The following is a 12,124-nucleotide window of genomic DNA, read 5'->3' on the forward strand; positions in this document are numbered from 1 at the left end:
CACCTTTTTTTGCTCCGTCTATACGGATTTATTTCGCAGGCTTGAACCATTTTTCCAAGGAGGCTTGCGTATCCTCCGCTACCTTCTCCGGTGTCAGCTTACCAATGAACATGCCCTGCAGCGAATCTTCGAACGTCGTCTTGGTCGTCGGAGTGCCTTGGCTGAAATTGGTTAGCAATAGGTAAGGGGTACTGCTCTTCGCACTGAGAGCTGCCATTCGTTTCAGCAGCGGATGCTTCGGCTCGACCCCTTTTACCGGGCTTAACCTAGCCAGATCGTCGCTGAATTGCTGCGCGAATTTACTGGAAGCTATGAATTCGAGAAACCTCTTGGCTTCCTCCTGATGCTTCGAGCTCTTTGCAATCGCGTACGAGCCGTCGACCCAAGAGGTAATTTGAACCGGATCGCCTTTCTTGGCGGCAAAGCCCGGAATAAAGTCAACCGGGAACGGAAGCTTGTTGGCTTCGAACGTTTCCAGCCGGTAGCTGCCGTTAATATACATAGCCGCTTTTCCTGTATAGAACAGCCCTTGAGCATCTTTATCTTCAATCGCTACGAAATCTTTAGGGAAATACGGTTCAAGCTGCTTCATCCGTTTGATGGAATCCACGAACTTGGCGTCTTTGAAGCTGGTTGATCCTTTTACAACCGCTTGAACGTAGTCGTTCCCGCCGTACGCGCTCGGCCCGATCACCGTATGGGTTAGGGAGAGCAAATAAGCTGCCTTGCCGGACTGCGCAATCGGTATGATGTTCTTCGCCTTCAGCGTATCACAAACTTTGATAAATTCTTCCCACGTTTCGGGGGGCTGTATACCGTTATCATCAAACAGCTTTTTATTAAAGAAAATCACGGCGTTATTCAGCATGAACGGAACACCGTACACCTTGTTGTCGTTACCTCGTGCCGCATCTAAATAGGCGCTGGATATGTTTTCGAGCCCTTTGATGCCATCGATTGGAGTTAAATAATTGGCGTCAGCCAGCGCTTTAGCACCGTCATATGGACGAAGTTGCAAAATATCGACATCGGTTCCGGACTGAAGAGCATTGCTAAGAATGGTGTTGTATTCAGTGGATTTAAGCGGTTTAAAATCAATGGTGATATTAGGGTTATCCTTCTGAAATACATCAATCAGCTTCGTGTAGCCATCTTTGTCCTCCGGTCTCCAGCTGTACATGGTGAGCTTCACCGGTTCCTTCGGCTTCGTTACCTCGCTGGCGGTGGTTGGCTTGGATTCGGCAGGAGTCGGTGTGACTCCGCCACTGCATGCGCTTACAATTGCGCTTAGTAAAACAAGCATGGATCCGAAATACAGCTTTCCGTGTTTCTTCATGTGCACGTCCCCCTAAGGAAATATTTACAATATCTTAACAAATTATATAAAATAATTCTTCAATTTGTAAATGACTTTGTGAAATAATATTACTTGGAATGACTCATAAACCAGTGATATTTACGAATACAATGGATTATAATGTTATCCAAACCAATTGTTGACAAGTATGCGTTGTGGATGTACTATGATGTCAACTCAATAGTTGTGATGTGTTGGAGACCTGGAGATACACATAAAAACTGGCTAATTAGAACATTGGCTTAGTATTTTATGTGTCTTTTTATTTTTTTGCAGAGAGGGGAGTACTAGCTTGCAAACCAATGAAAGCGTTTTAAATCGCGGGACAAATATTAAAGTTGCGGTTAAGAAGAGGAAGTTAGGGGAAAACATCCTGGCCTATTTATTTTTGGCACCTTCTTTGATTTTGTTTATTACTTTCCTTTTTTATCCAATGATCAGGTCGGTTTACTTAAGCATGACACTTACAGACCCGCGAGGCCGTGTTGTGGAATTCGTAGGGCTGGATAATTTCGCGGATATTCTGAGCTCCGGGCAATTTTATTCGAATTTGAAAGTAAGCTTGCTGTTCATTTTGCTTACGGTTCCCTCTTCGATTATTTGGGCCCTGTTTCTGGCGGCGATCACTCATAACAAATTACGTACTATGAAAATATTTCAGTTCATCTTTTCCATTCCGCTCGTTATTTCGGTAGGTACCGGATCGATTATTTGGTTTTTGTTGTTCCATCCGACAGCGGGTATGTTGAATTATTTCCTCAGTTTTGTTCATATCAGTCCTGTTCCTTGGTTAACGAGCCCGTCGTGGGCGCTAGTATCCATTTCCTTAATGACAATATGGATGAACATGGGATTTCTTTTCATTGTACTATCCAGCGGTCTTCAGGGGATCTCGGAGGAGATATATGAAAGCGCTAAAATCGATGGCTCCGGTCCGCTGCGGACCTTTATTCAAATTGTGTTGCCCCTTCTGACGCCTACGATTTTCTTTGCTCTGATTGTGTCTGTCATTGGCGCGTTCCAGGCTTTTGGACAGATTCACATTTTAACAAGAGGCGGTCCAATGAATACAACCAATGTCATCGTTTATTCCATCTACCAGGATGCCTTCGTCAATTTCCGTTTTGGGGTGGGGAGCGCGCAAGCCTTGATCCTCTTCGTCATCATATTGGCTCTGACTTTGTTTCAGTTTAAAGTTTTGGAAAAGAAGGTGCATTATCAATGATCGCGAGAACGCTCACTAGGATCGCGCACTATTTACTGCTAACGATGTTGGCTTTGCTAGTGTTGTACCCACTTTTATTTTCACTTTTCTCTTCGTTTATGACGGAAAAAGAAGTGGCCAATTTCCCTCCGCCATTGTTTCCTTCCCAATTGTATTTAGGCAATTTCGCACAGGCTATCTCGGCCTTTCCAATCGTCCGTTTTATTCTTAACAGCTTTATTGTATCGACGGCGATCATGGTTAGTCAGGTTATTACGTCAAGTCTGGCGGCATATGCGTTTTCATTCATGAATTTTAAAGGGAAGAATGGGTTATTTGTTCTTTTTCTGGCCACGATGATGATTCCATGGGAAGTTACGATCATCCCGAATTATTTAACTATTAAAAGCTGGGGCTGGATGGATAGCTATCAGGGGCTCATCGTTCCCTTCATGGCGGGTGCCTTCGGGGTATTCTTGCTTCGGCAGTTTTTTTTGCAGCTGCCCCACGAGCTGTTCGATGCATCAAAAATCGATGGATGCGGGCACCTTCGAAACTTTTTCTCGATTGTTCTTCCGCTGTCTAGACCAGCACTGTCCACCTTAGGGATTTACGTTTTCTTAACGCATTGGAACCATTATTTGTGGCCTCTTTTGATTACGAATCGTCCTTCCATGAGAACGGTGCAAATCGGAGTCGCTATGCTGCAGCATGCGGAAGTCATGTCATGGAATTTAATTTTGGCGGGTGTGACTACCGTACTGCTGCCTTCCTTCCTCATGCTCGCACTGGGCATAAAACAACTGGTACGCGGAATTACCTCTGGCGCTGTAAAAGGATAATCGCGTTATGGCTAGTCTGCTATTGCAGGCTATCATATATATTCATCAAGTTTAACGAGGAGAGGGATAAGCAATGGGGAAAAAGAAAGTTTCGGCACTTGTTTTGGCAACCACGATGGTTTTGCTTTCCGCCTGTAACGTGAATATGGGCGGAGGCGACACGGCTTCAAAACCGGCGGATGCCGCATCCAAGCCTGCGGGGAGTTCGTCTTCAGCTCCTCAAAAGGTCGTCTTTTGGCATGCGATGGGCGGATCGAACACCAAAGTGGTAGATCAAATGGTATCTGACTTCAACGCTTCTCAGAACAAAATCCAAGTAGAAGCCGTCTATCAGGGGTCATATGACGATCTGCTCAGTAAACTGAAAACTTCGATGGGGTCAAGCGACGGTCCTTCCATCGTCCAAATGTACGAAATTGGCAGCCGCTTCATGATCGACTCGAAAACCATCACTCCTATGCAGAATTTTATTGATTCGGAGAAATGGGATGTATCGCAGCTCGAACCGAATATAGCCGGTTACTATACGTTCGGAGGCAAGCTATATTCCATGCCTTTTAACACCTCCAACCCCATCCTATATTACAATAAAGATTTATTTAAAGCGGCGGGTCTAGATCCTGCAAAGCCTCCAAAGACATATGAGGAACTAAAAGCAGCGGCTGATGCGATTACCAAAACTGGCAAAGCCACAGGCGCCAACTTTGCGATTTATGGATGGTTTATTGAGCAGTTTTTCGCCAACCAAGGCTCGGACTACGTCAATAACGGAAATGGCCGTACTTCGCAGGCCACCGAGTCGTTAGTGAATAATGAAGCTGGAGTCAAGACGCTGGCTTGGTGGAAGGATCTTATCGATACCAAGGCTGCTAACAATCTTGGACGCAAAACCGATGATTCCAAAAAAGCATTTTCTGCCGGTCAAGTGGGCATGATTCTCGAATCCACAGCTTCACTGAAAGGGCTTGTTGATAGCGCAGCAGGGAAGTTTGAGGTTGGTACTGGGTTTCTTCCGAAGCCGGCGGACGCGAAAGAGGGCGGCGTTGTCGTTGGCGGAGCCAGCCTGTGGATGATGAATAACAAACCGAATGAGGAGCAAAAAGCGGCTTGGGAGTTTATTAAATTTCTTACTTCACCGAAGGAGCAGGCGTATTGGCATATCAATACCGGATACTTCCCTATCACCAAAAAGGCATATGATGAGGATAGTGTAAAGGATAATCTGAAAAAGTTCCCTCAGTTCCAGACGGCCATCGACCAGCTCCATCAAACCAAGCTGAACACGGCAACCCAAGGCGCCGTCATGGGTGTGTTCCCAGAAGCAAGACAAATCGTCGAAGGGGCTATCGAAGAGGTACTCAATAACAAAAAATCGCCGAAGGATGCCTTGGATGCGGCGGCAAAAGAGATCACCACGAAGATTCAACAATACAATAAAACCGTAAAGTGAAAAGAAATAAGCTTTCAGGTACTCTGTACAAACAGGGTACTTTTTTATTTATTGTCCGGATGACTGACATCCTTAATATGAATGGCGAGAGATGAGAGGGCTGACCAATGCTCCGTACTGAAAAAAATTCAGCTTAAGCGTGTAGGATTTTATAGGATTCGGTAGGTAGCGTTTACAATTTACACTAAGCGTTAGGAACACTCACACTTAAGAACCGCATAGCAGAGGAAGGGGGGAGGTTCCGTGATCTCGTTTCAGCAAGTGGATAAGCATTACGGGGATTTTCATGTATTGAAGCAGATTGATCTTCAAATAAACCCGGGTGAAGTGGTCGTTATTATCGGTCCTTCCGGATCGGGCAAAAGCACGCTTCTGCGCTGTATTAACCGTCTGGAGACGATCTCCGGCGGAGAGCTGACCGTTAACGAAGTGGCGGTAAACGACAAGAAGACTGATATCAACAAGCTTCGGCGCAATATCGGTATGGTATTCCAGCATTTTAACCTATACCCTCATAAGAAGGTCATCGACAACATTACACTCGCTCCGATGAAGGTTTTAGGCATCTCTAAGCAGGAAGCCGAGCAAACGGCGAATTATTACTTGGAGAAGGTGGGAATCGCCGATAAAGCGGAAAGCTATCCCTCTCATCTGTCCGGCGGACAGCAGCAGCGGGTAGCGATTGCCAGAGGGCTTGCGATGAAGCCTCAAATCATGCTGTTCGATGAACCGACATCGGCTCTGGATCCGGAAATGGTCGGCGAAGTGCTGGATGTCATGAAGGCACTGGCTCATGAAGGGATGACCATGGTGGTCGTAACCCACGAGATGGGCTTCGCCCGGGAAGTGGCGGACCGTGTTGTTTTTATGGATAAAGGTCAGATTCTTGAGGTTGCTACTCCGGAGGAGTTCTTCTCGAGTCCCAGGGAAGAGAGAGCGCGGCTGTTCCTTCATCGGGTACTAAACCATTAAAAAAAATAAGCTCATAAGCGAAAGGGGATCAATTCAACATGAAAATGAAAAAATGGATGACTTACGTTGCTGTGCCTTTCTTATTATCTACAGTAGTACTCGCGGGCTGTGGAACGAAAAATAATGACGGCGGTGCTCAATCGGCCGGAGGCGGAAGCAAGCCTGCTGCATCGGCTTCGGTGCTTGACGACATCAAGAAACGCGGCAAGCTGGTAGTCGGCGTAAAATACGATACGAAGCTTTTCGGTCTGAAGGATCCGGCCAGCGGCAAGGTGGAGGGCTTTGACGTCGATATCGCCAAGGCGCTTGCAAAGCAAATCGTCGGCGATGAGAATAAGATCGAGCTGAAGGAGGTCACTTCCAAGACGCGGATTCCTATGCTCGACAACAAAGAGATCGATATGATTATCGCTACGATGACGGTCAACGAAGAGCGTAAGAAGCAGGTAGACTTCTCCGACATTTACTTTAAGGCCGGGCAATCGCTGCTGGTGAAGAAGGGAAGCCCGATCAAGAGCATTAACGATGTGAAAAAGGGCACGAAGGTGCTTGCGGTCAAAGGCTCGACTTCGGTGGATAACATCAAGAAGAAGGCGCCGGATGCGACGGTGCTGGAGTTCGATAACTACCAGGACGCCTTCAGCGCGCTGAAAGCTGGTCAAGGCGACACGCTGACGACGGACAACGCCATCCTCTACGGAATGGCTGTTCAAGATCCGAACTATGAGGTTGTAAACGAGGCGCCCTTCACGGATGAGCCCTACGGTATTGCCATCAAGAAAGGCGAAACCGCACTCCTCACTGCGGTCAACGACGGCCTGAAGCAGCTGCAATCAAGCGGCGAATACAACAAGATCTATGAAAAGTGGATTGGCAAAGCGCCAACCAAGTAATGAAGAAAAGCGTATATCGAAATCTTTTAGACTTTCTGTAACGTTCAAGTGATGGGTGGCCTCCGCCACCCATCTTCTGTATCTAAGCTATAAGGGGGATCAGGATGCCGGACATTACGATTTTTACCGACAATTTCGACACGTATATGAAAGGCTTCGGCAATACGATATTATCCAGCGCCATTGCCCTCATCGGAAGCTTCGTTCTCGGTACATTGATTGCTGTCTTGCGCATTACGAAGGTTAAAGCGCTCCAATGGATCGGAACCGCTTATGTAGAATTTTTACGGAACATTCCCATTTTGCTGGTTGTATTCGTTTTCTTCTACGGACTTCCGTCCATCGGGGTGACCTGGAGCGGATTCGTATGCGGTACGATCGGTTTGACGGTATATACCGCCTCATTCGTAGCTGAGGCCATCCGGGCGGGAATTATGGCTGTGCCGAAGGGCCAGACGGAGGCAGCTAGAGCTTCAGGTTTAAACTACATGCAGACCATGTGGCATGTCATTCTTCCGCAGGCGATCAAAATCGTCATTCCGCCTTTAAGCAACCAGTTCATCAATTTGGTGAAAAATTCGTCCGTCCTCGGGGTATTTGCCGGGTTTGATTTAATGTACTACGGCGATGCGGTAGCCAGCAAAACCTATGCTACGTTCGATACTTACATTTTCGTAGCCTTGCTTTATTTGGTGCTGACCCTCCCGCTCAGCTTTATGTCGTTCCGATTGGAGCGCAGGCTGGCGAAAAACGGATAAGCACGCGGACGAGGCATGTTTGCTGAGTCTTACTTCAAGGAGGAGCCATGGATATTACGAATGCATTATCGCCTCATAACCTAAGCTTTATTTTGGAAGGCTTCGGGGTTACATTGAGGGTTGCTTTCTTTGCCATCATTTTCAGTTTTTTCATCGGTTGTTTAGTAGGGACGCTTCGGTATACGAAAATACCGGTTGTGTCGCCCGCTCTCGGTATCCTTGTCGAGCTGATCCGCAACCTGCCGCTGCTGCTGCTCATTTTTTTCACGCGCTTTGCGCTACCGGAGGTGGGCATCAAGCTGGGGGTGGAGTATTCGGCCATCGTGGCTTTAACGGTATTCGAGGGGGCCATGATTTCGGAGATCGTCCGCAGCGGGCTGAACTCGATCCACAAGGGGCAGATTGAAGCCGCACGGTCATCCGGCCTGAGCTATGTTCAAACCTTATGGCACATCGTGCTCCCGCAAGGGCTGCGACGGATGGTGCCGCCGATGGTCAGCCAGTTCATCTCCTTGCTGAAAGATACCTCTCTCGCCATTGTGATCTCCCTCCCGGAGCTGATGCATCAAGCAAAGATCGTCATCGGTCAAAGCTACAGCTTCGTTGTTCCGGTGCTTGCCGTAACGGCGATTCTATACTTTGCGATCAATTATGCCCTTTCCCTTGTGGCTCGCCGATTGGAGAATAAGTGGGTGTGAGAGCAGCGGACGCTGAAGCACCTCATCAAGTTGCTGGCCTTGGATTACTGCGGGGCCGGCTTCTTTTGTTGTATAATAGGCTTCTAAACTCGAAATTCGTTTGCGTAAGCTTGTAGTAGGATGGTGGCTCGTATGGAATGGCTTCACAATCGGTTCAAAAGCGATGAATTGCAGATCGTTCTGGTGGCGCTGGCAGTGGCGATTGCCGGGGAATTCAAAATCACTCCGTTTAGCGGGCAAATGTTTCGCGTAGGTCTGGGCAGCAGCGCTTTTTTATTGTTTATCTTATTCATGCGCCGGCAGCTGATTATGAAGATGGGCATTGTGGTTGGGGTGACGGTGCTGCTTTTTCGGATTACGGGAGATATGATTGCGGGGAGTGATCCTACCTTCTTGGAAAGCCTCCGTACACACTTTTCGGCCATGCTGTATTACATCGTGTTTGCTATCGGTATGCGCTTGATCCAGCATCGGCTGGATGACATGCATCCGCTTATCGTCGGTCTATGTGTCACGGCAACCGATTTCGCGTCGAATGCGACAGAGCTGCTCGTTCGCAGTATGATTTTCCACTGGGGGTCCATCCCGTCCGATCAGTGGCTCTTGATTGCTATCGTTGCCGTGGTGCGCAGCTTTTTCACGGTTGGGCTGTACAGCAGCATGATGGTTCGGCAGATGAGAATTCTCCATGCGGAGCAGCAGAAGCGGATGGAGCAGATGCTGAATGTCGGCAGCGGACTGTATGGTGAAGTGTTCTATTTGCGAAAATCGATGAATGCGATCGAGCAAATCACAGCGAGCAGCTACGAGCTGTATGGACGGTTGCAGCAGGCTGGCGATAAGCAAATTAGCCGGTCCATGCTGGAGATTACGCAGCAGATCCATGAGGTGAAGAAAGATTCGCAGCGGATTTTGGCGGGGCTTCTGAAGCTGTCGAACCGGGAAACCTCTCCGGAGATGGCGCTAGGTGAGATTATCGATTTTGTCGTGAAATCTAATCAGGAATATGCGGCCATGCTGAACAAGAACGTGGGGTTCACGCTCGAGAAGGCGGCCGGATATTCGACGACACAATCGATTCCTTTGCTGACGGTATTGAACAATCTCGTATCCAATGCCGTTGAAGCGGTCCAGTCGAGGGGCCGAATTACGATCCGTGTCTGGGAGCGTCAGGCGAATACGCTATTCTCCGTATCGGATAATGGAGCAGGGATTCAGGAGCAGGATCGGGAGCTTGTATTTAAGCCGGGGTTTACAACGAAATTCAACCAGGACGGGATCGCGGCAACGGGGATCGGACTGTCCCACGTAAGCGATATTGTCCAATCCTTTGGCGGCAGCATATGCCTAGATCTGGAGGAGCTGGCGACGGAAACGACTTTTGTCGTAACTATCCCTACTGCGGCGTTGAAGAAAGGGGAGATGACTTGTGCTGACTTACTGTATAGTTGACGATGATGCGGTAAGTCGCCGCATGCTCCAGTCGATTATCGAGCAAAGCGAGCTGGGCGAGGTGGTCGGCATGGCCGGAGGCGGAGTGGAGGGAAAGGAACGCATACTCGAGCTATCACCGGATGTGGTGCTGGTCGATCTGCTGATGCCAGACCAGGATGGCATCGAAACCATTCTCCAGCTGAAGCAGGAGGGCTTCCAGGGGAAGTTTGTGATGATTTCGCAGATTGAAAATAAAGAAATGATCGGCAAGGCTTACCGGGCCGGCATTGAATTTTACATCCACAAGCCGATTAACCGAATCGAGGTGGAAGCGGTCCTTGGCAAGGTGGTCGAGCAGTGGAAAATCACCCGCTACTTATCCGAAATCAAGCAGTCGCTTGCCAAGCTGGATTCGCTTCATCCGGAGCCTGTTGCTAGCCGCAGGAAGGAAGGCGCTCGCGAAATTATGCAGCACATCTTGATGGACATGGGAGTTATTAGTGAGAGTGGAAGCCGGGATATGACCGAAATTATCGAATTTTTAATCCACCATCATAAATCGGAGACGCTCCCGCCGCTCAAGGAGCTGTATGAAGTGGCGGCCAAAGCGCATAAGCCCGTGGGAAGCGATATGGACAAAGAAGGAAAGGCCGTGGAGCAGCGGATTCGAAGGACGGTCTACGCCGCCTTGACGAATCTAGCCAATATCGGTCTTACGGATTATAGCAATCCAAAGTTCGAGCACTACGCTCCGCTCTATTTTGACTTTCAAGATGTCCGACTGGCGATGAGGGACATGGATGATGAACGTACGCTGGAAAAAAGAAAGGTCAACATTAAAAAGTTCCTGCAAGTTTTTTATTTGGAAACGTTGAATAAGTTGAGAGAAGCATAATCAAGGCCGCTTTTGATCAAGCGGTTTTTTTTGTACGAAATTGGGGTGCACCTTCACCAAATGCAACATGGCCATCTAAATTTTTGAAAGGAGCCTTTCCCGCTCATGGATCCTAAACGTAGACTGGTCATTATTATGGCTCTAATTACAGCCGTATCGTTATTTGGCGATTCTATGCTTTATGTTGCCCTGCCTACCCATTGGAGCGAGGCAGGTCTAAGCTCATTTGTGCAAGTAGGGGTGTTATTATCCATTAATCGATTCGTCCGGCTGCCGTTAAACCCCATTATCGGATGGGCTTACCGGAAAATCAGTTCCCGTACGGGTGTTTTTTTAGCAGTGTTCATTGCCGGCTCAACTACATTTTTGTACGGACATGTAACAAATTTTTACGAATGGTGCCTAATTCGCGGCTTATGGGGGGTGGCCTGGTCGCTGCTTCGGTTAGGCTCTTATTTTATGATCTTAGATTTATCTACGGACGAAAACAGAGGATATTATTTAGGAACGTACAACGGACTATACCGGATAGGGAGCCTTGTCGGAATGCTATCCGGCGGTTTTTTTGTCGACCTTTACGGGCTAAGAGGTGTAACGGCGGTTTTCGGCATCTTGGCGTTTTTAGCTGCGCCACTAGTGCTGAGGTTTGTTCCTCATACCAGGCATGACATAATCATAGAGAAGAAAAGGGCGGACAAAGGAACATTTTTGGGAAATCCTTATTTGCTATGGGTGCTGAGTTCAGTATTTTTAGTGGCTATGAGCCTTGAAGGTATTTTGACTTCAACCTTAAGCCGGCTAATAGAGATGCGCATGCCCAGGTCCATTGATTTGCTGGGTATCACTTTAGGCGCCGCAACACTTGCAGGCGTTTTGCAGGCGACAAGATGGGCGATTGGCCCAGCACTATCGCCTTTCGTTGGGAAGCTTTCGGATGGACGATCCGGCCGGTATCCGTTATTAGCTTTAGGGCTCATCCTTATTTCCATATCTATGGGCCTCACCCAATTATCAATATTTCCTTTCACTGCTTGGCTCTGTGTTTTGCTAGTGATTTTATTTATCTCGACCGCATTAACTACCCTTATGGACGCTTTAGCCTCTGACTTAGCTGCCGGAAAAGTAAGAGTAGCCGTCGCCACCGTATACGTAATCGTAGGTGACGTAGGTGCTGCTTGCGGCCCCATCTTAGCGTATGCGGGTGAAAGCATATTTGGAATAAAGCTAACCTATTGGATATCATCTATTATTCTTTTGATTTTAGGCATTGTTTGGTCTGTTATGGCCTATTTGAAATGGAAGAAGGAAAAACAGGTCGTTCAGACAAATCGGATTATCTAAAGATTATCTAAGCACTTCAAGGCTTTAATCAAAGGTAGGGAAATGGGTTGTAAGGGCAAACTTATATAGATAAATTTGACTTTTGGCATTATATTGGTTCATTTCGTGAATATACAATTAATTGTGTTTGTTAGTTAGTATTCGAATAAAGGCCAACCCCAAAATGAAGCGCCCCCCGCCAAGTAGACAGTGGAATAAATTAAATTGATTAAGCTGCATTAGCTCGAGCTTCCATCGGGCTAAGGCTGCTTAATTTCTTCTGCAACCGTTCGTAGTTGTT

Annotated in this window: 11 protein-coding genes; 10 read left to right on the plus strand and 1 reads right to left on the minus strand. The window is 47.6% G+C overall.

All coding sequences use genetic code 11. From position 1 onward, the window contains the following. Window positions 1-28 precede the first annotated feature (28 nt). A complete protein-coding gene (locus FPZ49_RS23135; protein ID WP_144851514.1) occupies window positions 29-1,336 on the minus strand; it encodes an ABC transporter substrate-binding protein in 1,308 nt (435 codons plus the stop codon). 352 nt (window positions 1,337-1,688) lie between these two features. On the opposite strand from FPZ49_RS23135, the gene FPZ49_RS23140 reads away from it, so the two are divergent. From FPZ49_RS23140 to FPZ49_RS23185, 10 genes are all read left to right on the plus strand, one after another. Further along, entirely contained in the window at window positions 1,689-2,582 is an 894-nt protein-coding gene (locus FPZ49_RS23140; protein ID WP_391563855.1) for a carbohydrate ABC transporter permease, read from the plus strand. Next, a complete protein-coding gene (locus FPZ49_RS23145; protein WP_144851517.1) occupies window positions 2,579-3,403 on the plus strand; it encodes a carbohydrate ABC transporter permease in 825 nt (274 codons plus the stop codon). Before FPZ49_RS23140 ends, FPZ49_RS23145 begins: the two co-directional genes overlap by 4 nt. Before the next feature lie 73 nt (window positions 3,404-3,476). Beyond that, entirely contained in the window at window positions 3,477-4,853 is a 1,377-nt protein-coding gene (locus tag FPZ49_RS23150; protein WP_144851519.1) for an ABC transporter substrate-binding protein, read from the plus strand. Between the two features lie 243 nt (window positions 4,854-5,096). Beyond that, window positions 5,097-5,825, plus strand: a complete 729-nt coding sequence (locus FPZ49_RS23155; RefSeq protein WP_144851521.1) for an amino acid ABC transporter ATP-binding protein — start codon at window positions 5,097-5,099, stop codon at window positions 5,823-5,825. Between the two features lie 38 nt (window positions 5,826-5,863). Continuing rightward, window positions 5,864-6,718, plus strand: coding sequence for a transporter substrate-binding domain-containing protein (locus tag FPZ49_RS23160; RefSeq protein WP_144851523.1), 855 nt, complete (start codon window positions 5,864-5,866; stop codon window positions 6,716-6,718). A gap of 104 nt (window positions 6,719-6,822) precedes the next feature. Next, window positions 6,823-7,476 carry an amino acid ABC transporter permease gene (locus tag FPZ49_RS23165; RefSeq protein ID WP_144851525.1) on the plus strand — a complete coding sequence of 218 codons (654 nt, stop codon included), beginning with the start codon at window positions 6,823-6,825 and terminating at the stop codon, window positions 7,474-7,476. A gap of 47 nt (window positions 7,477-7,523) precedes the next feature. Beyond that, entirely contained in the window at window positions 7,524-8,174 is a 651-nt protein-coding gene (locus FPZ49_RS23170) for an amino acid ABC transporter permease (RefSeq protein WP_144851527.1), read from the plus strand. A 132-nt stretch (window positions 8,175-8,306) separates the two neighbouring features. Then, on the plus strand, window positions 8,307-9,626 hold the full coding sequence (locus tag FPZ49_RS23175; RefSeq protein WP_261381558.1) for a sensor histidine kinase: 1,320 nt from the start codon (window positions 8,307-8,309) through the stop codon (window positions 9,624-9,626). Then, the gene (locus FPZ49_RS23180) at window positions 9,604-10,503 is read left to right on the plus strand and encodes a response regulator (RefSeq protein WP_186446027.1); all 900 of its coding nucleotides are present in this window, start codon (window positions 9,604-9,606) and stop codon (window positions 10,501-10,503) included. The genes FPZ49_RS23175 and FPZ49_RS23180 overlap by 23 nt, the downstream gene beginning before the upstream one ends. Before the next feature lie 105 nt (window positions 10,504-10,608). Continuing rightward, the gene (locus FPZ49_RS23185; protein WP_144851532.1) at window positions 10,609-11,844 is read left to right on the plus strand and encodes an MFS transporter; all 1,236 of its coding nucleotides are present in this window, start codon (window positions 10,609-10,611) and stop codon (window positions 11,842-11,844) included. The last annotated feature ends 280 nt before the right edge of the window (window positions 11,845-12,124 follow it).

Origin of the sequence: Paenibacillus cremeus (genome assembly GCF_007786445.1) — a bacterium.
GTDB lineage: Bacteria > Bacillota > Bacilli > Paenibacillales > NBRC-103111 > Paenibacillus_G > Paenibacillus_G cremeus.

What these genes read in the sequence shown, in the direction of transcription:
- FPZ49_RS23135 (WP_144851514.1), bottom strand. Translation starts at nt 1,336, where the DNA reads ATGAAGAAACACGGAAAGCTGTATTTCGGATCCATGCTTGTTTTACTA.
- FPZ49_RS23145 (WP_144851517.1), top strand. Translation starts at nt 2,579, where the DNA reads ATGATCGCGAGAACGCTCACTAGGATCGCGCACTATTTACTGCTAACG.
- FPZ49_RS23150 (WP_144851519.1), top strand. Translation starts at nt 3,477, where the DNA reads ATGGGGAAAAAGAAAGTTTCGGCACTTGTTTTGGCAACCACGATGGTT.
- FPZ49_RS23160 (WP_144851523.1), top strand. Translation starts at nt 5,864, where the DNA reads ATGAAAATGAAAAAATGGATGACTTACGTTGCTGTGCCTTTCTTATTA.
- FPZ49_RS23165 (WP_144851525.1), top strand. Translation starts at nt 6,823, where the DNA reads ATGCCGGACATTACGATTTTTACCGACAATTTCGACACGTATATGAAA.
- FPZ49_RS23170 (WP_144851527.1), top strand. Translation starts at nt 7,524, where the DNA reads ATGGATATTACGAATGCATTATCGCCTCATAACCTAAGCTTTATTTTG.
- FPZ49_RS23175 (WP_261381558.1), top strand. Translation starts at nt 8,307, where the DNA reads ATGGAATGGCTTCACAATCGGTTCAAAAGCGATGAATTGCAGATCGTT.
- FPZ49_RS23185 (WP_144851532.1), top strand. Translation starts at nt 10,609, where the DNA reads ATGGATCCTAAACGTAGACTGGTCATTATTATGGCTCTAATTACAGCC.